Origin of the sequence: Iodobacter violaceini, assembly GCF_011601265.1 — a bacterium.
Lineage (GTDB): Bacteria > Pseudomonadota > Gammaproteobacteria > Burkholderiales > Chitinibacteraceae > Iodobacter > Iodobacter violaceini.
In genome coordinates, this window is record NZ_JAAOLX010000001.1 from 169,077 (window position 1) to 190,267 (window position 21,191).

Below are 21,191 nucleotides of genomic sequence, written 5' to 3' on the forward strand. Positions count from 1 at the left end.
CTGACGATGAAGGTAAAAATAACACGGGCATTAATCGCTGCCATGCGGCTTAAACTCAATCGCAACCGAGTTAATACAATAGCGCTCGCCTGTAGGCATAGGCCCATCCGGGAAAACATGGCCCAGATGCGCATCACAATGACTGCAGCGCACTTCCACCCGAATCATGCCGTGGCTGCCATCCCTGATCCGCAGGATATTTGCACCTGCCGCCTCAGCCCAAAAACTGGGCCAGCCGCAGCCCGCATCAAATTTGCGCTCGGATTCAAATAACACCGCGTCACAGCAAATGCAGTGATACTTGCCGCTGCCTGTCTGGCGATAATGCTCACCCGAAAAAGGCCGCTCGGTGCCGCCTTCTCTGGCCACCCGATACGCTTCGGCGCTGAGTTGCTCACGCCACTCTGCATCGCTTTTCTTTACTTTTTCGCCCATCTTTAAAACTCCAATACGTCTGGTTTAAGCATTAAATCAAAACATCTTCTAAACAATTCTGCGGACACAAAGGCCGCTGAACAGCACACAGAGAAAACCAACTTTGGGGGTAAGTGCTGACCAAATTTAATCTTCCGGATAAGTCAGCTCCAGCCAATTTTGTATTTCTTTAGCTACTTCCGTTTTATGAAAATCCGCCATCATGGCGTGGCCGCAATCTTCAATAATGATCGCCCTGGTATGCCAGGCACTGGCGCAAGCATGGCTGTCGCTTGGCGGGATCAGCTGATCAGCGCCCGCCCCCAGCACGAGGCAAGGCAATTGGGGGCAGTTTAAACCGGCAAAAAGATGAGGAATTGCCATTTCAGTTAAGGCCAGCATTGATTCAGGCTGGGCACGGGCGGCAAAGTAATCCACCATTTCCCGATCTGTTTTAGACGAAAACAATAGCTCGCGCACAAAGCTTGGGTTGCCTGCTGCTGCCGCACCATGCCACTGAAACTGGCCCAGATTCCACAATAAACCCGGCTGCGAAGCCACAAGATGGGCAAAAGAAGCGGCAACACCATAAGGCGCAACGCTGGCCAGCAGCACCATACCTGCCAGCTTTGCCTGCCTCGCCACCCGCTGTGCTACAAGGCCTCCCATCGAGTGCCCAATCAGCACCGGCGGCTCTGGCATCTCAGCAATCATCAGCAAAATATCTTTTACATAATCATCAATGCCAAAGTGATCGAGCTTCTCTCTGCCCATGCTGCCCGCATGGCCGCGTAAGCTGGGCGCAATGACATCCCAGCCTGCTTCTGTAAAATACGGCAGGAAATAACGCTCCCAGCACCAGGAGCCTGCGTAAGCACCATGAATCATCAGTAAGGGCGGAGCATTCTTTCGCTTCTTTACTGCGTCAGCCTTTAAAATCTCAAGTTTATAACCGCTCATATATACTTTTTTCCCAGCCCGCTTAAACTAAATACGCAGCTCATCATTATTAAGGATCCACAATGCCCTACATCACACGTGATTTGAACGGCCAGATCAGCGCAATTTTTCGCGATGCCAATACAGCAGCCAGCGAGTTTGTTCCGCAAAACGCACCAGAATTGGTGAGTTTTATAGGGGCCCCTGCCAACACCGAATTATTCCATTCATTAGACAGCGATTTAATCCGGGTTATTGAAGACGTCATTGATGCGTTAATTCGTAAAAACTTACTATTACTGACTGATCTTCCTGCTGAAGCACAAACCAAGATTCTGGCCAGACGTAATTTAAGGCAAAGCCTGCCACAGAGTACCAGTATCTTATCGCCAAACGACGGTTTAATTTAATCCGGCAAAATAAGGCCGGGCCATCACAGTGCAATGTTGAAATTTAGCACCCTGCGGACTTGAACAGCGGCCAGCTGGCCCCATTTATCAACATATCCTTGTTCAACTTATTAAGCAGAGCACTTCAATGGCAAAAGAAACACTGGGCTTCCAAACCGAAGTTAAACAGCTTCTACAGCTGATGATCCACTCTCTTTACTCTAATAAAGAGATTTTCCTGCGTGAGCTGATCTCTAATGCATCCGACGCTTGCGATAAGCTGCGCTTTGAAGCATTAAACGATGCAAGCTTATACGGGGAAGACAGCGAGTTAAAGATCAGCCTTTCCTTTGATAAAGAAGCACGTACTCTGACATTAAGCGACAACGGTATCGGTATGAGCCGTGACGAAGTCGTGAAAAACATCGGTACGATTGCCCGCTCTGGCACTAAAGAGTTTTTTGGCAAGCTCTCTGGCGATGCTCAGAAAGATGCCAATCTGATTGGCCAGTTTGGTGTGGGCTTCTACTCAGCCTTTATCGTGGCCGATAAAGTCACCCTGACATCACGCCGCGCCGGTGAAACCACGGCTACCCAATGGGAGTCCGCGGGTGATGGCGAATTCACCCTGGAAGAAGTGGCTAAAGAAGGCCGTGGTACCGAGATCGTACTTCACCTCAAAGAAGGCGAAGACGAATATCTGTCGGACTGGAGCCTGCGCTCGATTATCCGCAAGTATTCCGACCACATCACCCTGCCTATCTTTATGCCCAAAACAGCGGGCTACGATGATGAAGGCAATGTCACCCCGGCAGAGGGCGTAGAGGCGGTAAACCAGGCTTCCGCACTGTGGGCGCGTCCAAAATCAGAAATCAGCGACGAGCAATACACCGAATTCTACAAACATGTATCGCACGATTTTGAAGCACCTCTGGCATGGAGCCATGCCCGTGTTGAAGGCAAGCAGGAATACACTGAACTGCTGTACATCCCAAAACGTGCTCCGTTTGATATGCACGACCGTGAACGCCGCCATGGCATCAAGCTCTATGTGCGCCGCGTATTTATCATGGAAGACGCAGAAAAGTTGTTGCCTCAATACCTGCGCTTTGTGCGCGGCCTGATCGACAGCAGCAACTTACCGCTGAATGTAAGCCGTGAAATTCTGCAACACAGCAAAGACATCGAGCAGATTAAGCAAGGCTGCGTGAAAAAAGTGCTGGGCTTGCTTGAATCCATGGCTAATTCTGACGATGCAGCCGAACAAGCTAAGTATGTGACTTTCTGGGAACAATTTGGCCGTGTAATGAAAGAAGGCGTGGCTGAAGACTTTGCCAATAAAGACCGCATTGCCGGCCTGCTGCGCTTTGCCTCATCGCACACTGATTCTGCAGATCAGAATGTCAGCCTTGCCGCCTATGTGAGCCGCATGAAAGAAGGCCAGGACAAGATCTACTTTATTACTGCCGACAGCTTTGCTGCAGCTAAAAACAGCCCGCACCTGGAAGTCTTCCGCAAGAAAGGCATCGAAGTGTTGCTGATGAGCGAGCGCGTTGACGAATGGATGATCTCTGGCTTAACCGAATTTGACGGCAAAAAACTGCAATCGGTGACTAAAGGTGAGCTGGATCTGTCCAACTTCGAAAACGAAGAAGAGAAACAGCAGCAGGAAGCGGCCGCCAGCGAGCTGAAAGACGTACTGGATAAAGTTAAAGCGGTATTGGGTGACAAAGTGAAAGACGTACGCGTCACCAACCGCCTGACCGACAGCCCGGCCTGCATCGTGGTAGAAAACCAGGATATGAGCGCCAACCTTGAGCGCCTCTTAAAATCTGCAGGGCAAGATGTCAAAGGCAGCAAGCCGATTCTGGAAATCAACCCGGAGCACATGCTGGTGAAAAAACTAAAAGCCGAGCTGGAAGGCGAGCGCTTTGACGACTGGACAGAACTCTTGTTCAATCAGGCTCAGCTGGCAGAAGGCGCACAGCTGGATGACCCAGCGACCTTTGTGAAGCGTTTAAACAGCCTGATGATGTCGGTAGCGGCTTAAAATCAGCGGAAAATAAGCGCTTGCGCCAGGCTGAATATTGAACAGCTGAGCACACAGATCAACGCCAGAAAATGATTTTTAATTCTTCTGCTGCCGAGTCACTGTGTTCACGCACCCGTGTTATTTTCAAAAAGGGCCAGCTTTACGCTGGCCTTTTTTACACCCGCGCAACACTCTCCTGCTTTAATAAAGCAAGGCCTTCGCCCTTATTAATCACATCCGGACAATACTTTTACTCTTACCCCCCAATATCGCGTAGGCTGGCTTCGCCACATGGCATAACAGCAGGAATAAATATCATGGCTAAGGGTCAGGTACGCAGTAATCGCGAAACTAAAAAACCAAAGAAAGAAAAAGTAGCCACTACACCCGTCACTACTTTTGGCAATGCCGCAGCACAGGCCAGCGCACAAATAAATGAAGCAAAAAAGAAATAAATACCGGCGTATATCTCTTAAGGGCCGGCAAAGCACAGCCTGAGCTTGCTCCATATTGATATCGCAAACGATGCGGCATCAATAATACGTACACAAAAAAAGGGCCGCTCTCTCAAAGCGGCCATTTTTATCGCAAATTTAAATCCATTAAAACAACTCAATATCCCCCGACTCCGGCCCTTTGCTTTCTTCACTGGCCACCGGCACCATGCTGGCCGCTAAAGACAAAGCCTGACGAATATCCATACCATTTAAAATATCGTCGAATAATTTTTTCTCTTGCTCCATCGAATACTGCGAGCGAATCCGATCTTGTAACCCCATCCACTCTGAAGGAACGTAGAGCCGGTTGCGATCAGAGACCAGCTCGGCCAGCCCGCTGATCGTGCCGCATACATGATCCAGACGCTGTGATAAACGATCATAAAACTGAAAGGCAATCACGGCCTGCATATTACGCTGACCAATTTCTGCAATTTTGCTGTCTAAATCAAGCTCGGCCGGCAAGGATGAAGCCTGCGCCAATAAATCGTTGCGTAAAGATTCAATCCGGTCATGGGTATCGGCAAAAGAAAATGCCAATGCATTCAGTGATGCATTGCTTTCTGCTACAGCATGCTTTACTTGCGCCACCGCAATACCCAGCATCAGCATTGTTTCACGCACCTGACTCCAATCCAGATCCGGATTACGTGCGGCAGAACCACCAGCAGGAAGCTCAATCATTTTAAGTATCACCAAAGAATGGCAGAACACTCAATTTATAGATTTAAACCGCCATGCTTGCCCAGAATATTGGCCTGACTTCATCGCGCTACAGATAAAGACAGCAACTCATGTAAGGCTTCTATCAGCGCCGCACATTCTTTATCTGTACCTATGCTGATACGTAAAAACTGATCGATACGCGGCTGCTTAAAATGCCGCACGATAATCGATCGCTCACGCAAAGCGGCCGCCAGCTGCGCCGCATCGTAATCCGGGTGACGGGCAAAAATAAAATTAGCGGCTGAAGGCAAGACTTCAAAGCCCATCTGCCCCATTGCCTGGCTTAAATGCTCGCGCGTCGCAATAATGGCCTGGCAAGTCTTTTGAAAATACGCCTCATCTGCAAAAGAAGCCGCCGCCCCCGCTAAGGCAGCCTTATCCAGCGGATATGAGTTAAAGCTATTTTTAACCCGCTCCAGCGCCTCAATTAAATCTGCATGGCCAATCGCAAAGCCCACGCGTAAACCGGCCAAAGAGCGTGATTTAGACAACGTTTGCACCACTAACAGATTGGGATAGCGATTCACCAGAGAAATTGCACTCACCCCGCCAAAATCGATATACGCCTCATCGACCAAAACCACTTGCTGCGGATGGCGCTGCAATAAAGTTTCCACAGCTTTCACTGGGAGCAATTTAGCTGTGGGGGCATTAGGATTGGGGAAGATAATCGCGCCGCATGGCTGATCATAATCGTCGATATTGATCGCAAAATCAGCCGTCAGCGGCACAAGGCGATAATCAATACCATACAGACCACAGTAAACCGGATAAAAACTGTAGCTGATATCAGGAAACAGCAGCGGTGCATCATGCTTTAACAGCGCCGCAAAAGCATGGGCCAGCACTTCATCCGAGCCATTACCCAAAAACACCTGCGATTTATCCACACCATGATATGCGGCAATGGCGGCTTTTAAATGATCACCATTCGGATCCGGATACAGGCGCAGGGTATCGCCCAGCTCGCCCTGCATGGCTTGCAAGACTTTGGGCGATGGGCCGTATGGATTTTCATTGGTATTGAGTTTAATGAGATTGCTCAGCTTGGGCTGCTCTCCCGGCACATAGGGAGTAAGCGTTCCAACCAGCGGGCTCCAGAATTGGCTCATATCTCAGACTCGTAAGGGATCGGGCCCCTATCTTATCAGCTGGCGCGCAAATGCAAAAACGCCAGACTCTTTTGTAAGAATCTGGCGTTTTTATATTCTGTTTTTTGGTGCCGACAGAGAGACTCGAACTCTCACGACCTAAGTCACTACCCCCTCAAGATAGCGTGTCTACCAATTTCACCATGTCGGCATTCAAATACTTGCTTCGTCAGAAGCAGAGAGGGACGCATAATAGTATAAAAATTTACCCCTGTCTATACCTAAGCTAAAGAAACATTAAAAAAAACCGATTCGGCTGACTTTTTGCAAATCTCATCAAACAGAGCTGCGATGTTTGAATTTATCATTTCTATCTGCTGATGCTTATCATTAGAATGAGAGCTGGTATAAGTATTCCGCCTTACTTCTATAAGGTTTTACTGCCAGCCCTGCTCTACAGATATTAATAAAAATGAGGAGTCATAATATGAGTCAAGTAAAGACCTACACCCTGATCGCCCAGGCATGCAGCCAGCTGCCTGAAAGCCTGCGCCAGAATGATGGCATTCGCCAGGCCATTATCAGCATCAAAGAGCGCTATCCTGAATGGCTGCAGCTCAGCGCTCTTGAAATTCAGGAATTAAGTCAGGTCTCTAAAACCCTGGGACGTGCCTTCAGCAAAAGCAGCACAGGCCATATCACCCTGCAATTTGCCACATTATGCGAAGTATCCAGCGAGCTGTTTAAAGAGGTAAAAGACATTCGCAAGGAAATCAAAGACATCATCAGCGATAACGAACAAGCGCTGCTGGATGATAATGTGGGCGCATTAGCCTATGTACCCGAGTTTCGCCGCTGCATGGGCCCGGCACTGGCCCGCTCGATTGTATTAAGAAACTTCGCCAATATGGTCGATGCCGTATTGCTCGCACAGATTCAGTATTCTGATGAAAATGTGGAAATCGAATTATTGATTGAAGCAGCGTAATTTACGCCAGCCAATAAAAACGCCACCTTGATAAGGTGGCGTTTTTATTAGCTGCTGAGGTTACTCAGCGATCATCTTTTTAGTGCCTTCGGCACATTGATTTTGGAGCGGTAGCCACCGCGGGGGCTTCCTTTCTTGAACGGCCAAGAAACGAAGCCAAGCCGCAACCTCAAAAGCACGAAAGCTCCTGCTGCGGTCCAATCGGGCCGGCGGCGGGCGGGATTGGCTCGCTCCCAAGCGATCCCCCGCCCCGCTTATTCCTCGCTCCGGCGTGTTTCAAGGGGACTTTAAAAAGCCCAGTGCCATCAGCAGCGATAAAAATTGCTGGTTTTGAAAATACTAAACTACTAAAACACTCAAAACTTGATCTCAAGCCTTGTTCTCCGCGGTTCAGAATTTAGGTTTGTTATTACTTCCCCCCGCTATGCGTCAGCATATAGTCCGACACCGTGTAGTAATCCCTTAATTGCTGCTTCATTCTGGCGGCAATATCCGGATGCTCGCTGGCTTTATCTGCCGAAGGGGTATTGGATTTCATATCAAACAAGCCGCCACTTTTTTTGCCCACTTGCATAATGTAATACCAGTCTTTATCCAGGATACCAATCTCGCCGCCTTCATCGGGGTAAATCGTGAAGGCAAAGCGGGAAGCATCAAAGCGCGGATCAAGCAAATCGCGACCCATGCCTTTGTTTATATAAGACAAATTAAACAGGCCTGCGATGGTCGGCAGAATATCAATTTGCGAGGCGGTTTTGTCGTAACGGGCAGGCTTTAATAGCTTAGGCGCGTAAAGAATAAAAGGCGTGTGCACCGAGGATAGTTTTAAATCCTGAAACGCACGCGGCACATTCGGGCCTACATCGTGACCCATAGCGCGAATACCGTGATCGCCAAAGAACACAAACACGGTATTATCAAAATAGGCTTCTTTCCTTGCCGTTTGCATAAATTTCTCTATGCAGTAATCCATATAGCGGAATGAATTATATTCATCCACCGCAGCAAAGCCATTGGCATGCAATTCGGCGACACTTGGATTTTTTAATTTAAAATCAGTGTCTTCTGCCGGAATGGTATAGGGGCGATGATTGCCAGAAGTTTGGATCACAGCAAAGAATGGTGATTTTTTCTCCCGGAATACTTTATTTGCTTCATAAAACAGATTTTTATCCGAAATTCCCCACACATCATTACGCGGGGCACTATAGCTGCCCTCTTCGTGAATCTTCAGCCCGTCAATATTTTTGGTCAGCACACCGCGCACATTGGCCCAGGTCGTGCTGCCGCCAATAAAATAATCTTTCTCATAGCCTTTAAAGGCATTAATTAATACATTTTGATTTACAGCGGCCGGATTACGGCTGGAGGTATCTCTTAAATCCACATCCGGAATACCCGATAAGCCCGCAAAAATACCGCGTGCCGTACCAAAGTGCGGGGTATAGAGATGATCAAACCAGATGCTTTCTTTCGCCATTTGGGTAAAAAATGGCGTGGTATCCAGCGGGTTACCATACAGGCTGGTTTTGTAGCCGGAGAACGATTCCAGGTAAACCATCACTACATTAGGCTGCCCCTTAAATGCAGTGGGCTTAGGCTGAATATGGCGCTCAAAATTCAGCGTTTTAGCATCGGGATGATCCACCCCTAAATATGCAGCAACCGCAGGGTATGCGGCTCGCACATCATCAATTGAATAGGTGTCTTTGGTATACGACATGGTGTCGTAAAAATTTAAAGCAGGGTTCAGCGCTACAGCGGCTGCAAAACTGTTGGTTGTGTAATAAGCATCGCTCCAGCGCAGCGGGTATTGCGAAAACTTACCATGTATACCCAGCAAAGTGGCCAGCAGAGACACCAGCACCAGCAAGCTGGTTTTCCACTTGCCCGCTTCCCAGCCCGCAAAGCGCGAAACCCGGCGCATCAGGCCCGCCACACCCCATGTCAGCAAAGCCACAGACAAAACCCAGACCAGCGTTAGCTTGCCCACCGGATATGTCGACCAAACCATGCCGGCCGATTCATCCAGGTTGTATAAGAAATTAAGCACACTGGCAGAAAGCTTAACGCCCAGATAGGAGTAATGGGCAAAATCGACCATATGGCTAAAAATCAGCACAGCAAACACCAGCGCAAACCACACCAGCCACAGCCGCTTTGCCAGCCCTTCTTTAAATGGCGTGGTGAGTTTAAAACCGCCAAGCAGCAGCATCGGTGCAAGGCTTAAAAGCCCCAGGCGCAAATCAAAGCGCGCACCCAGCAATATAGATTCCGCCAGTAAACGGCCGGGCAAAGGATCTGCTTTATTGCCAAATGCCGTAGCAAAGCCCAGACGGATCAGTATCCCAAGAGCAATAAAGGCCAGCAAATAGACAAGTGTAAAGCGAAATAAGCGAGGGATGCGCATGGGCTGTATGGGGTTTATTTTCCGGAACCGCGATTCTACCCCATGCTTTTAGTCAGTTTTCGCCGCAACTGTATAGAAAATGTATTTGGGTATTATTCCAGCCGCACAAATAGCCACGCAGAGCCCGTCTTTCTTTGATCTGACACAAAACCTGCAATATCCAGAATGGTTAAGCTCAAATTTTGACCTGCAGGCAGATCCGCCATGACTACTACCGCATTCTTTATTCCAGCAGTAAATCTGATGGGCGCTGGCTGTCTTAAAGACGCAGCAAGCACTATTCAATCCTACGGCTTTAAAAAAGCACTGATCGTGACCGACGCCGTGCTCAATAAAATTGGCATGGTAGCGAAAGTATCCGAGCTGCTTGGACAGCATGGCGTGGTGTCGGTGGTATTTGACGGCGCTCAGCCCAACCCTACCATCGGCAATGTGGAAGCAGGCTTAAAATTACTCAAAGACAATGAATGTGATTTTGTGATTTCGCTGGGTGGCGGCTCACCGCATGATTGCGCCAAAGGCATTGCACTTTGCGCCAGCAATGGCGGCAATATCGCTGATTACGAAGGGCTTAATCAATCTAAAAAACCCCAGCTGCCCCTGGTTGCAATCAACACCACAGCCGGTACAGCCAGTGAAATGACCCGCTTCTGTATTATTACTGACGAATCACGTCATGTAAAAATGGCGATTGTAGACAAACACACCACGCCTGTTCTGTCGGTAAATGATCCGGAAATGATGCTGGATAAGCCTAAAGACCTGACTGCAGCCACCGGCATGGATGCGCTCACCCACGCCATTGAGGCCTATGTCTCCACCATCGCCACCCCCATTACCGATGCCTGCGCGCTGAAAGCAGTGACTTTAATCAGCGAAAATCTGCGCCACGCCGTCAATGATGGCCACAACTTACACGCCCGCGAGCAAATGGCTTACGCACAGTTTTTAGCCGGGATGGCCTTTAATAATGCATCGCTTGGCTATGTGCATGCGATGGCCCACCAATTAGGCGGTTTTTACGATCTGCCACACGGCGTATGCAATGCCGTGCTGCTGCCGCATGTACAGAAATTCAACTCCCGCATCGCCGCCAAACGCCTGGGTGAAGTCGCCCACGCCATGGGTTGCGATGTACGCTTCTTATCTGACGAAGCCGCCGCCGAAGCCTGCCTCTCTGCCATCCGCCAGCTTGCCGCCGACATAGGCATCCCGGTTGGCCTGATCGAGCTGGGTGTAAAAGAAGCCGACTTCCCAACCCTCACTGCGAATGCACTGAAAGACGCATGCGGCTTTACCAACCCGATTCAGGCCACGGCAGAAGAAATTACTGCGATTTATAAAGCAGCAATGTAAAACGTAAGCGCAATAGATTCGGCTTAAATCAATAGATAACGCCGCATGCAAAGACGATTTGCTTGCGGCGTTTTGATATCAATAAGCTTTATTTCTGCTATTTAAATAAAGCTTCAGTTAAAAGATAGCTTACATATTAGCGTATTTTTTAAGGCTGCTTGTCCAGTAATCGCTGAGCTCCGCTACCATTCAAAGATAACTCATCCATTGGATTTCGTAATTTACAGATTGACAGGGATAAACAGCCACAACCAATACAATCACTAAGCTGGTTTCTTAGACTTGTTAGCATTGCTATTTTTTCATCCAACTCATTCCTCCAACGCGCAGAAAGCTCCCCCCAATCACCCCCTGATGGAGTTCGCTCACCTGGCAAATCCATCAATGCTAATTTTATTGATGAAAGTGAAATCCCAACTTTCTGTGCAACCTTAATAAAGGCAATGCGCCGTAAAATATCGCGCGAATAACGCCTCTGATTTCCTTTGCTGCGTGTGCTTTTTATCAGACCTTTCGCTTCATAAAAATGAATAGTTGAAATAGCCACCCCACTTCGCTCTGCCACTTCACCAACGGTGAGTTGACGAGGCAAATCATCTAAGCAATTTTTTTTCATACGCCCCCTTGACCTAAAGTTAACTTGAGGTTTTACACTGCCATCTATTCAAAAACAATAGTAGGATATTTAAAATGGCGACTGCAATTATTCTTGGTTCCGCTCGTAATCATGGCAATACTCATCAACTAGCCCTGCAAATAGCGAACCATACTGAATGCGTTATCTTTAACTTGGCAGATTACAACATCAGCCATTATGATTATGAGCATAAAAATATAGCTGATGATTTTTTGCCTCTTGTGAGAGAAATCATCACTTTTGATCGCTTTATTTTAGCCACTCCAATTTATTGGTACTCACCAAGTAGCATAATGAAAATATTCATGGATCGCTTAACTGACCTAATTACCATAGAGCAAAGCATAGGTCGTCAGCTAAAAAACAAAAGCGCAGCCATCATTTCAACAGGCAATGATAAAATAGCACCTCAATGCTTTGAAGATATTTTCCGGCTCACATTCCAACATCTTCATATCAACTATTTAGGCATGCTGTATTGCCCTTGCAATAAAGACCCCCAACAACATAAAACATCAATAATAAGTCATTTCATCCAGCAACTTAAATTATCAAAACCCACAAGTAAAAAATAATAATAAGTTCATTGATTAATGCATTGCAACACTTTCGCTAAAGCTCGATCAGCTCAAATCATAAAACATTGGGCTGATCTACTTATTCCATACTGCTCATTACCACGATTCGCACTGAAGTCATTGGTTGAGCCGCTTATTTTAAATAGCAGCTTGATCTCAAGCATTCCAAGCACCTTCCAGCTCACCTTTCCCAAGCCTGCTATAATCCGCCGTTTTACGCGATGGCCTTACCATGACTGCTCCTGCCCTGATTGAATCCTTAGACTTTGAAGGCCACGGCATTGCGCGCGTAGAAGGGAAGACGATTTTTATTGATGGCGCCCTGCCACGGGAAACCGTCAGCTATAAAAGCTATCGCATTAAGCCGCGGTTTGAAAACGCCGAAGCCACGCAAATCCATACCACCAGCCATATGCGCGTTAATCCGCCCTGTCCGCATTTTGGTGTGTGCGGCGGTTGCAGCATGCAGCATCTGGAATTTGCCGGCCAGGTGGCGGCCAAGCAGCGGGTACTGGAAGACAACCTTAAACGTATTGGCAATGTAAAAGCAGAAATGATGTTGCCAGCGATTTATGGCCCCGAATGGGGCTATCGCCAGCGGGCGCGTTTGTCGGTGTCTTATGATGCGAAGCAAAATGAAGTGCGGCTGGGCTTTTTTGAGCGGCGCTCTAAAGTCATCGCGGCGCTGAATGAATGCCGCGTGTTACCACCACATATTTCTAAGCAAATCTTGCCGCTGCGCGCGCTGCTTAAAAGCTTATCGATTAAAGACCGCATCCTGCATATCGAGCTGGCCGTTGGTGAGCATGTGGATATTCTGGTGCTGCGCACACCAGTCGCCCCTAATAAAGCCGATCAGGCTCTGATTAAAAAATATGCAGATCAATGGAAGGTACAGTTCTGGCTGCAGGCAAAATCGGTTGAAGCGGCCACGCCGTTTTACCCGCTGGATGCACCGCAGCTCAGCTACAGCATCCCTGAATTTGGCATTGTAATGCGCTATAAGCCCACCGAATTTACCCAGGTAAACCACCGCATCAACCGCACGCTGGTGGCGCGGGCGATGGATTTACTTAAACCACAGGCAGGTGAAGTGATTGCTGACTTTTTCTGCGGCGTGGGCAATTTCACCCTGCCGATTGCAAAAAGCGGCGCAAAAACGCTGGGCATGGAAGGCTTACAACAGCTGGTAGACAGGGCCAATGAAAGCGCCAGCGATAATGGGCTTGCCAGCAACACCCAGTTTAAAGTAGCTAATTTATTTGAGATGAGCGAGAGCTGGCTGAAAAAACTTGGGGCTTTCGACAAGATGCTGATCGATCCGCCAAGGGATGGCGCACACGAGCTGTGTAAATCCATCAGCGCCCAAAACGGCCCAAAACGCATCGTCTACGTATCCTGTAACCCCTCCACTCTGGCCCGCGATGCCGATGTGCTGGTGCACGAAAAAGGCTACACGCTTAAAGCGGCGGGGATCGTGAATATGTTCCCGCATACGGCACATGTAGAGAGTATTGCGTGGTTTGAGAAGGGTTAAGAGCATCGTTCATATTGCTTTCCCAAAATGGCATAGCCATCATCCCCAAATGTATAAATCGTGGATCCAGCAGAACGGCTGGATCCACGACGAAACTACCCGGGAATGACAATCTGATTCATAGCGGGCATTGAGACAAAACGCGAAGCAAGCCTTCGCGTTTTTTATTGGCTACATCCACGGCAAATACTACCGAATGCCACTTAATACCTCGCCCCCGGCGCAGCAACTCAACTAAGCTTTAAGCGGTTTAAATTGATGCTGAGCATCTTGCCAGCTGCACTCTATGGATATCGAATATGCGTAAATTATTGCTTAGCTCTGTTATTGCCCTTGGTTTATCAGCCTGTGCCAGCGTGATGCCTTCTTCCCCGGCATCCCCAAGTGCGGCTGCCCGCTTTGATGGCGAGTGGAATATCGTCAAAGTGAACGATAAAGCCGTCAGCAGCGATAGCAAGGCCACACTGGCTTTTGACGCAAAAACCATGCGTATTACGGGCTTTGATGGCTGTAACCGGGTGATGGGCAGCTTAAAAGACGACAATCAGCAGCTTAAAGGCATGCTGGCATCCACCATGATGGCCTGCATGGGCGACGAGAACAGCGCCATCAGCCATGCAGTGGGCCAGGCCTTTGCCACTGGTGCACAAGTGAAAGAGCTGGAAGCCGGTAAGCTGATCGAGCTAAAAAGCAAAGACAGCTCGCTGACTTTGGCTAAAAAACCTTAAAAGACATAAAGCGATTTTCACAGGAGTGGCTTTAGCCGCGAAAGTACTGCGTATAAAAACATTTGTGGCCCGCTTCTGCGCTGCAGCATCGAAGGTGCGTATTCGTGTTTCCCGCGCACCGCGCTCACACTGGCTACATCCCCGCCAGCAAAAACCGCCGCTGCGCCGCAATAAAATCATCCGGATGCGAAGCAAACGGCACGTGGGCTGCGCCGCAGTGGACAATCAGCTCGGCGTGAGGCAAAGCTTCTGCCAGCCACTCCCCGGCCCCCAGCGGAGTGAGCGTATCGCGGTTGCCAAACTGCAGTAATACCGGGCAGGTCAGCTGATAAATTTGCTGACGTAAATCGGTATCACGCAAAATGGCCAGGCCTTCCTGCAGTGCCGCAAGGCTTGGCTCGCCGTGCAAAAATAATTCCTGGCTCAGCGTTTTTGCCATGGCCCGCGCCTCAGCGCCGCCTTGTACTTGCAAGCTGATAAAGCGTTTTAAAGTGCCCTGCCAGTCTGCGGCGAGACTTGCGGCAAACTGGCTCATAGTGGCCGTGGCCATAGCGGGCAGCCAGTCTTCCCTCTGCATAAAACACGGCGTAGAGGCGATCAGGCTGAGCGAGCGGATTTTATCCGGCGCAGCCATGGCCCAACTGCTGGCTACCGCCCCGCCCAAAGACCAGCCCACCACTTGCACTGGTCTTGGAAAAGCCGCATCCAGCTCTGCCACCATATGCGCCAGCGATAAAGGCTGGCTGCTGGTGCTTTTGCCATGGCCGGGTAAATCCACCAGATGCAGGCAAAAATCATCGCTCAGCGCCTCAGCCACACCGCGCCAAACCGTGCTGTTCATCGCCCAGCCATGCAGCAGCACCACATCCGGCCCACGGCCGGTTGATTCGATATGTAGAAAATTGCCAGCCATACAAAACCTTTCAATTTAAAAGCATCGTTCAAATAAACGGGGCTCTGTAGGTGGGCAAATGTTTTACCATGCCCACGCAGCGCCCCTTAAAAGTACCGGCATCCACTTAATGTTGTTGCTCTCCCCTTGGTAAAAGGGTTTTAGTGCCTTCGGCACGTTGATTTTGGAGCGGTAGCCACCGCGGGGGCCTTCCTTTCTTGCTTCGCCAAGAAACGAAGCCAAAGAAAGCGACCCCACGAAACACGAAGGCCCCTCATCTGCGGACAGCGGTTGCTGCAGGACTCACTCGCTTCGCTCTTTCAAACATCCTCGCCGAAACCCCGCCCGCTTGTTCCTCGCTTCGGCGTGTTTCAAGGGAAGGATTTAAGCCCCGTGCAAAGAGTGCATTTATTGCATTCCCCGCTGCTTACAAATAAAAACCATGATGTCTATTTTCAACTATTAACGCAGACATAGCCTTTTACAAAGGGGGAGGCAACTGCCGCCTGATGCTGTGCAGGTATGCATGCCCCCAAATGCATCAGGGCAAACGTGACCAGCATCAAGCCGTGGGCACTTGCCCAAGCTACCTTTCAAGCACCAGCAACGCTTTTAACTCCCCAATCAAAGCCGCAACATCCTCATCAGAATGCGCTGCCGATAAAGTAATGCGTAAACGTGGCGTGGGCACGGTGGGCGGGCGGATTGCGCCTGCCCAAATGCCGCGCTCAAACAGGGCTTTGGCAATGCGGATGGTGGTTTCATTATCCGGCAGCAGCACCAGCTGAATCGCCGTATTGGAATCGAGCAGCTCGCAGCAATCCTGTACCCCCACTCTGAAGGCCGCAATATTCCTGGCCAGACGCTGCCGCCGCCAGGATTCTGCCTCAATTAAATCCATGCTGGCCTGCATGGCACAGGATAAAAGAGGTGGCATGGCGGTGGTGTAAACATAGCTGTGGGCAGTGTTCAGCAGCCAGTCGCACATCACTTGTTCACCCGCAACAAAAGCGCCCGATACGCCAGCGGCTTTGCCCAGAGTGGCCATATAAATAATGCGCGGCGATGCGATGCCAAACTCAGCCAGCGTGCCCCGCCCTTCACCCAATACACCAAAGCCGTGGGCATCGTCTAAAAACAACCAGGCATCATATTTTTCGGCCAGCGCCAAAAGCGCTGCCACCGGGGCGATATCGCCATCCATGCTGAATACCGCGTCAGCCACAATCAGCTTACGTGGCGCGGTACTGGCGGCCAGCAGGCGCTCCAGCGCGGCCATATCCTGATGCGGGTAGCGCTTAAAACCGGCCCGCGATAAGGCAACGGCGTCATTTAAAGAGGCGTGATTGAGCTTATCGGCAAACACCGCATCACCGCGCCCCACCAGCGCAGTAATCACCGCCAGATTGGCCATATAGCCGGTAGAAAACCCCAGCGCAGCGGGCATGCCGACAAACTTAGCCAGCCGGTCTTCCAGCGCCTGATGCGGGGCAAAATGCCCGGCCAGCAAATGCGCTGCGCCGCTGCCCACGCCCCAGTCTGCCGCGCCTTGCTGCGCCGCTTGCACCACGGCCGGGTGATTGGCCAGCCCCAGATAATCGTTGCTGCAAAAATTGATCAGCTGCCGCCCGGCAACCAGAATATGCGCGCCCTGCGGGCTATCGATCTGGCGGCGGCTGCGCAGCAAACCTGCTTGCTGGCGCCCGGCCAGCCTGGCGGCAAATTGAGAGAAAGGCATGGAGAAATCCAGCGGGGAAAGTGGCAATTCTAACAGCTGACAAGGGAAGGTGCGCTGGCTGAAGTAAAGCGAGGAAAGCTGATGGTATAAAACTTAAAGCGGCGGGTATCGCCCGCACTCAGCAATTTACCGCTGAGCAAACGGGCTATTCAATTACCAGTAATTTAACCTGCCACGCCGATCGGTCGTAATATGGTTTGGTCTGCAGCTCTGGCTTTGTATCGTAAGGGTAAACAATAAACAGCGGGCCTTTGGTACGCGCAGGGATGGACTGGCCGTTCATTTTATGCGCCAGAATCATATTAAACCGATGAGTGTCACTAAAAGGAATCTCGGTTTTGTAATCATTAACCGCCACTGCTTTAATCACGCTGCCACTAGCCCTGGCCGCCGCCAGCACATCGCGTAAATAGGGGCCGCTAAACTGAACCGGCAGCGCTTCCCACGGGGTTTGGGTTCGATAGCTTTGCTGCGGCAGTTTTTCCAGCATGGCCAGATCAAATACTGCGGTATTGCCTGCGTTTTTCTCCCCCACCTTACCACTGATGGTGAGAATCACCTTTCCGGCCGGGGCATCCAGCGCCAGCACGGGCCAGGTAAACAACAAAACCAGCAGCAGATATACGCGGTAAGCAGTCATAAAGTAAGCTCGCATCGGCTTAGTTTTTAAGTTCTGCCGGTTTACTCCGGGGTGAAACCGGCTCTTCCTTTATAGGCAGTAATTTTTCAATTGCTGCAATATCCACTTCATCAATCTGCTCTTTACGCATAAATTTCCCGGCAAAAACCAGCCACAATTTGCTGTGTAAGAAATACCGGAACAGCTCAGCATCAATATGCTGATCTTTGGCCATAAACGCCATAATTTTCAGCGATTCAGTCAGTGTTTTTGGCGATTTGTACGGGCGGTCTGCGGCGGTAAGCGCTTCAAACACATCGGCCAGCGCCATCACCCGGTCTGCCGTACTGAGCTGATCAGCCGATAAACGCCGCGGATAGCCCTTGCCATCGAGTTTTTCATGGTGAGTAGCAGCAATCTCCGGCACTTTCGCCAGCCTGGCGGGCCATGGCAGGCCGCGCAGCATAATCAGCGTCTGCACAATATGATCGTTGATTTTAAAGCGGTCTTCTTCAGTCAGCGTGCCACGCCGGATAGACAAGTTGTACAGCTCGCCCATATTTTGCGCATGCCTTGGCAGCTCCATATCAAAGCCATGGTGATTATTCGGATCGCCTTTTTCTACTGCAGGCTTACGCTCACCCCAGGGTACGACATGGTCGCTGCGATCAGCCAGCAGCTGTTCTGCGATTGGTAATCTTTCAGGCACATAGTCGCCCAGCCTGCGGTTTTCGTCAGCAGACAGGCCAAGCTGCTTATCAAAATATCGCAGCCATGTTTGCCGGCCTATTTGCTGCAGCCGCCGGATATCCTCGTCGGCCATAAATTCGCCGCCCACATTACAGCGGGCCACAAACGAAAAATCATCCTGTAAGACTTGCTGGCGCTGTTTCAGCACGGCAAAAGAAGCCTCTTCATCCCCGCCAAAAGCCACCGCCCGCCAATGATCCAGCTCGGCATCGCGCCACATCACCTCAAAACGCATACGTATCTCATGGATGCGGTTGTAAATAGTTTCCAGCTTGGTGGCTTTATCAATAATGTGCTCGGGGCTGATCACCTTGCCGCAATCATGCAGCCACGCACCCAGGTGAAACTCGTAACGCTGATCTTCGCTCATTTTAAAATCAGCATAGGGGCCGCATTCTTCCCGCCCCATTTGATCGACCAGCATACCGGCCAGCTCGGGCACGCGCTCGCAATGACCTCCGGTATATGGGCTTTTAGCGTCAATCGCGTCAGCCATCAGCCTGATCACCGCATCCAGCAGCTTTTTTTGGGCATCAATCAGCTGACGCGTTTCTATCGATACGGCCAGCATGCCAGACAGCTTATGCACAAACCCGGTAAACGCACTATCAGCATGGCTGTCATCATCCTGATACTGCAAAATCAGCAGCCCTTCCAAGAGGCCACTGCGGCCGCGCAGCTCAATCTGCATTTCAACCACGCCCTCAGCCACCTGATGCGTTTCAGGAATCGCCTGCTGCTGATCGGTATACATAAAGCACATTTCTTCATGCCCGCACAAATCACCATGCGCCACGGCCCGCTCCATTTTATGGCTGGTGTGATTCAATAAATAAACCACGCCTGCCAGGCAGCGCGTGGCCATGACCATCTGATCCAGCACATTATTCAGCATGTGCTCTACTTTGGGCTCGGTGGCCATATCCTGGCTGATTTGTAAAAAAGTCTCGATGGTCTGGCCCATATCGTGCATCACGCCAGACAGATCATTCACCTCCTGCACCATGGTATTTTTAAGCTGGCTCTGGCTGAAATCAAAGCGGCTCATGCGCTGCGCCTGAGCCGTTAACTTATCCATACTTTTGCCAATTTTTGCCCCGGCCCACCAGCCCAGCGGCATTAAAAGCAAAGCCAGAACCACAACCACAACGATCAGATGCAGCAGTTTGCCGCGCAGCCCGCCCAGCAAATCATCACTGGGCGCCGCCACCAGTAAGCGCATGCCATCTGATTGCCACACATCAAAGGGCAAAGAAGCCCCCAGCCATTCCTGCCCGCTTACTTCAAAAGCAGCCACCTTGCCCTTATCCAAACCCAACGCATTAAGCTTGCTCAGGCTGGGTACAGCCAGACCATCCACCGTGCTAAATTCAAATTTATCCCCGCCTTTAATCAATACTTTTTGCATATCGGGGTAAGCCAGCACTCTGCCTTTTTCATTCACCAGGGCCAGCTGGGTATTAGGCGATATTTTCAGCCCTTCCAGACTATTGGCCAAATCATCCAGCACCACATCAATACCAAAGATCGCCTTACCATTTTGGCTGGCCTGGCTGAGTGTTACGCCTATTTGCCGGGAAGAAAAGAAAATATACGGTTCAGAAAGCTGCGGTGCCGCTGTCAGCACAGAAGCTTTATACCAGGGGCGAGTACGGGGATCAAAACGGTAATCTGGCTGACTGCGGCGCTCCAGCAGGGTGCGGCTGGCATTAAAAAATAGAAACTCGCGTTTAAACTGCCCATTGGGCTGGCTTTGCACCGATTGCACCATAAAATTAGACATAGGCGGCGCATTGAACTTTTTGCGCAGATCCTCCCTGTCCAGCGGACGAACCAGCATAAATGAGCCATCGCTATAGCCCACAAAAACGGACGACATCAGCTCATTGGCCGTTAGCACATCAGACAAGGTGCCCAGCCTGAGCAACCGGTCTTCCAAGGTTGTTGCACTTGCAATCGGATCGGCCACCAGCATGCGTAATGTGGCTTGCGCCGGCTCCAGCATACGGCGGGATTTTTCTGTAATCAGCTGGCCGGCATCTCTTGCTGTTCTGGCCGCAGTATCAAGCAGGGTGCTGCGTGCGCCACTCCAGCCAATGCCAATCACTCCGACTGCCAGCACCAGCATGCAGAGCACCACTACCGTAGCGATTGAAAGCTTAATGGGCCAGCTATGCCCCCGCGCTAAAGAATGCGGCCCGTTGCCCATCCTCTTCTTCCCTTTAAAATTGAAGAAAAACATGCCGTTTTGATTTGCTGACGTTCCGTGAAGACAGAGCCTGGGCTTTAACGCAGTTTGTTTTTGTTATTCCAGTACACAGGCAAGCCCTTTCCCAGACAACCGCCCATATCCTTTTTATGCTAGACCATAGCTTTCTTTATTTACAATTTAAAACCTTTAAACTTGTAATTATTCATTAAAATTTAAAGAAGAAAAGACAGAAAATTCTATAAGTCGGGCTTTAAAACTGCTTACAAACGCAGAGCAAATCAAATGTTGCCTGCATTTATCATCTTGCCGGACATCGCAAGCTAAAAAACACTTAAATGGCCAGCTTTAAATAATTTAACGGAGAATCTGCGTAAACCCATCACTGTGATACTCAAAATCATCCCTGCCATGCAAAGGCGTAAATAAACCTTGTAAGACAATCACTTATTAGCAAAAAAATAAATTATCACCCCGTATCAGGATATAAAAAGCATCATTTCTATTCCATTAAGGCAATTACTTGTTTTTATTTATCGCCTGCACGTTTATTTGCTAAGGTGATCTGGCACAGCCACTTGTCTTTTTTTAAACATTAATTTGCGTTATTTTTGGCGCGACAAAGGTCTGTGCCCGGCGTTTTATTCCTTGTTTTAATCAA

Annotated in this window: 18 protein-coding genes and 1 tRNA gene; 8 read left to right on the forward strand and 11 right to left on the reverse strand. The window is 49.8% G+C overall.

What is annotated here, in order from left to right:
* Positions 1–30: 30 nt before the first annotated feature.
* Both msrB and HA050_RS00745 read right to left on the reverse strand, forming a co-directional pair.
* Complete coding sequence (gene msrB, locus HA050_RS00740) at positions 31–435, reverse strand: peptide-methionine (R)-S-oxide reductase MsrB (protein WP_166820834.1); 405 nt, start codon at positions 433–435, stop codon at positions 31–33.
* Between the two features lie 126 nt (positions 436–561).
* Positions 562–1,374, reverse strand: a complete 813-nt coding sequence (locus HA050_RS00745; RefSeq protein ID WP_166820836.1) for an alpha/beta hydrolase — start codon at positions 1,372–1,374, stop codon at positions 562–564.
* Between the two features lie 62 nt (positions 1,375–1,436).
* On the opposite strand from HA050_RS00745, the gene HA050_RS00750 reads away from it, so the two are divergent.
* The 3 genes from HA050_RS00750 to HA050_RS00760 all read left to right on the forward strand — a co-directional run bounded on the left by HA050_RS00750 (position 1,437) and on the right by HA050_RS00760 (position 4,229).
* Entirely contained in the window at positions 1,437–1,763 is a 327-nt protein-coding gene (locus HA050_RS00750) for a hypothetical protein (protein ID WP_166820837.1), read from the forward strand.
* A 127-nt stretch (positions 1,764–1,890) separates the two neighbouring features.
* Positions 1,891–3,792 (forward strand): molecular chaperone HtpG, encoded by a 1,902-nt coding sequence (htpG, locus tag HA050_RS00755; RefSeq protein WP_166820840.1) that lies wholly within the window; start codon positions 1,891–1,893, stop codon positions 3,790–3,792.
* 299 nt (positions 3,793–4,091) lie between these two features.
* On the forward strand, positions 4,092–4,229 hold the full coding sequence (locus HA050_RS00760; RefSeq protein ID WP_165928586.1) for a hypothetical protein: 138 nt from the start codon (positions 4,092–4,094) through the stop codon (positions 4,227–4,229).
* A 147-nt stretch (positions 4,230–4,376) separates the two neighbouring features.
* Here the strand turns inward: HA050_RS00760 and HA050_RS00765 are convergent, their stop codons facing one another.
* The 3 genes from HA050_RS00765 to HA050_RS00775 form a co-directional block, all read right to left on the reverse strand.
* Entirely contained in the window at positions 4,377–4,955 is a 579-nt protein-coding gene (locus HA050_RS00765) for a hypothetical protein (RefSeq protein WP_166820842.1), read from the reverse strand.
* Between the two features lie 80 nt (positions 4,956–5,035).
* Positions 5,036–6,109 (reverse strand): histidinol-phosphate transaminase, encoded by a 1,074-nt coding sequence (gene hisC, locus HA050_RS00770; RefSeq protein WP_166820844.1) that lies wholly within the window; start codon positions 6,107–6,109, stop codon positions 5,036–5,038.
* A gap of 105 nt (positions 6,110–6,214) precedes the next feature.
* Positions 6,215–6,299, reverse strand: a tRNA-Leu gene (locus HA050_RS00775).
* Positions 6,300–6,575: 276 nt separating this feature from the next.
* Between HA050_RS00775 and HA050_RS00780 the strand changes: the two genes are divergently transcribed.
* A complete protein-coding gene (locus HA050_RS00780; RefSeq protein ID WP_166820847.1) occupies positions 6,576–7,076 on the forward strand; it encodes a hypothetical protein in 501 nt (166 codons plus the stop codon).
* 409 nt (positions 7,077–7,485) lie between these two features.
* On the opposite strand, the gene HA050_RS00785 is transcribed toward HA050_RS00780, so the two are convergent.
* Positions 7,486–9,486 (reverse strand): LTA synthase family protein, encoded by a 2,001-nt coding sequence (locus HA050_RS00785; RefSeq protein ID WP_166820849.1) that lies wholly within the window; start codon positions 9,484–9,486, stop codon positions 7,486–7,488.
* 204 nt (positions 9,487–9,690) lie between these two features.
* Between HA050_RS00785 and yiaY the strand changes: the two genes are divergently transcribed.
* On the forward strand, positions 9,691–10,842 hold the full coding sequence (yiaY, locus tag HA050_RS00790) for an L-threonine dehydrogenase (RefSeq protein ID WP_166820851.1): 1,152 nt from the start codon (positions 9,691–9,693) through the stop codon (positions 10,840–10,842).
* A gap of 148 nt (positions 10,843–10,990) precedes the next feature.
* Here the strand turns inward: yiaY and soxR are convergent, their stop codons facing one another.
* Positions 10,991–11,458: a redox-sensitive transcriptional activator SoxR gene (soxR, locus tag HA050_RS00795; RefSeq protein WP_166820854.1), complete on the reverse strand. Its 468-nt coding sequence runs from the start codon at positions 11,456–11,458 to the stop codon at positions 10,991–10,993.
* Positions 11,459–11,532: 74 nt separating this feature from the next.
* On the opposite strand from soxR, the gene HA050_RS00800 reads away from it, so the two are divergent.
* The 3 genes from HA050_RS00800 to HA050_RS00810 all read left to right on the forward strand — a co-directional run bounded on the left by HA050_RS00800 (position 11,533) and on the right by HA050_RS00810 (position 14,322).
* Positions 11,533–12,054 (forward strand): flavodoxin family protein, encoded by a 522-nt coding sequence (locus tag HA050_RS00800; RefSeq protein WP_166820856.1) that lies wholly within the window; start codon positions 11,533–11,535, stop codon positions 12,052–12,054.
* Between the two features lie 235 nt (positions 12,055–12,289).
* A complete protein-coding gene (rlmD, locus tag HA050_RS00805) occupies positions 12,290–13,594 on the forward strand; it encodes a 23S rRNA (uracil(1939)-C(5))-methyltransferase RlmD (RefSeq protein ID WP_166820859.1) in 1,305 nt (434 codons plus the stop codon).
* A gap of 299 nt (positions 13,595–13,893) precedes the next feature.
* Positions 13,894–14,322, forward strand: a complete 429-nt coding sequence (locus HA050_RS00810) for an META domain-containing protein (RefSeq protein WP_166820861.1) — start codon at positions 13,894–13,896, stop codon at positions 14,320–14,322.
* Positions 14,323–14,455: 133 nt separating this feature from the next.
* On the opposite strand, the gene bioH is transcribed toward HA050_RS00810, so the two are convergent.
* The 4 genes from bioH to HA050_RS00830 form a co-directional block, all read right to left on the reverse strand.
* Entirely contained in the window at positions 14,456–15,235 is a 780-nt protein-coding gene (gene bioH / locus HA050_RS00815) for a pimeloyl-ACP methyl ester esterase BioH (RefSeq protein ID WP_166820863.1), read from the reverse strand.
* A gap of 565 nt (positions 15,236–15,800) precedes the next feature.
* Positions 15,801–16,952 (reverse strand): 8-amino-7-oxononanoate synthase, encoded by a 1,152-nt coding sequence (bioF, locus tag HA050_RS00820; RefSeq protein ID WP_166820866.1) that lies wholly within the window; start codon positions 16,950–16,952, stop codon positions 15,801–15,803.
* A gap of 145 nt (positions 16,953–17,097) precedes the next feature.
* Positions 17,098–17,592: a putative pterin-binding protein gene (locus HA050_RS00825; protein ID WP_166820868.1), complete on the reverse strand. Its 495-nt coding sequence runs from the start codon at positions 17,590–17,592 to the stop codon at positions 17,098–17,100.
* A gap of 19 nt (positions 17,593–17,611) precedes the next feature.
* The gene (locus HA050_RS00830; RefSeq protein ID WP_166820870.1) at positions 17,612–20,530 is read right to left on the reverse strand and encodes an HD domain-containing phosphohydrolase; all 2,919 of its coding nucleotides are present in this window, start codon (positions 20,528–20,530) and stop codon (positions 17,612–17,614) included.
* Between the last annotated feature and the right edge of the window lie 661 nt (positions 20,531–21,191).

Coding starts and splice junctions, on each gene's coding strand:
- msrB (WP_166820834.1), bottom strand. CDS start 435: ATGGGCGAAAAAGTAAAGAAAAGCGATGCAGAGTGGCGTGAGCAACTC.
- HA050_RS00745 (WP_166820836.1), bottom strand. CDS start 1,374: ATGAGCGGTTATAAACTTGAGATTTTAAAGGCTGACGCAGTAAAGAAG.
- HA050_RS00750 (WP_166820837.1), top strand. CDS start 1,437: ATGCCCTACATCACACGTGATTTGAACGGCCAGATCAGCGCAATTTTT.
- htpG (WP_166820840.1), top strand. CDS start 1,891: ATGGCAAAAGAAACACTGGGCTTCCAAACCGAAGTTAAACAGCTTCTA.
- HA050_RS00760 (WP_165928586.1), top strand. CDS start 4,092: ATGGCTAAGGGTCAGGTACGCAGTAATCGCGAAACTAAAAAACCAAAG.
- HA050_RS00765 (WP_166820842.1), bottom strand. CDS start 4,955: ATGATTGAGCTTCCTGCTGGTGGTTCTGCCGCACGTAATCCGGATCTG.
- hisC (WP_166820844.1), bottom strand. CDS start 6,109: ATGAGCCAATTCTGGAGCCCGCTGGTTGGAACGCTTACTCCCTATGTG.
- HA050_RS00780 (WP_166820847.1), top strand. CDS start 6,576: ATGAGTCAAGTAAAGACCTACACCCTGATCGCCCAGGCATGCAGCCAG.
- HA050_RS00785 (WP_166820849.1), bottom strand. CDS start 9,486: ATGCGCATCCCTCGCTTATTTCGCTTTACACTTGTCTATTTGCTGGCC.
- yiaY (WP_166820851.1), top strand. CDS start 9,691: ATGACTACTACCGCATTCTTTATTCCAGCAGTAAATCTGATGGGCGCT.
- soxR (WP_166820854.1), bottom strand. CDS start 11,458: ATGAAAAAAAATTGCTTAGATGATTTGCCTCGTCAACTCACCGTTGGT.
- HA050_RS00800 (WP_166820856.1), top strand. CDS start 11,533: ATGGCGACTGCAATTATTCTTGGTTCCGCTCGTAATCATGGCAATACT.
- rlmD (WP_166820859.1), top strand. CDS start 12,290: ATGACTGCTCCTGCCCTGATTGAATCCTTAGACTTTGAAGGCCACGGC.
- HA050_RS00810 (WP_166820861.1), top strand. CDS start 13,894: ATGCGTAAATTATTGCTTAGCTCTGTTATTGCCCTTGGTTTATCAGCC.
- bioH (WP_166820863.1), bottom strand. CDS start 15,235: ATGGCTGGCAATTTTCTACATATCGAATCAACCGGCCGTGGGCCGGAT.
- bioF (WP_166820866.1), bottom strand. CDS start 16,952: ATGCCTTTCTCTCAATTTGCCGCCAGGCTGGCCGGGCGCCAGCAAGCA.
- HA050_RS00825 (WP_166820868.1), bottom strand. CDS start 17,592: ATGACTGCTTACCGCGTATATCTGCTGCTGGTTTTGTTGTTTACCTGG.
- HA050_RS00830 (WP_166820870.1), bottom strand. CDS start 20,530: ATGGGCAACGGGCCGCATTCTTTAGCGCGGGGGCATAGCTGGCCCATT.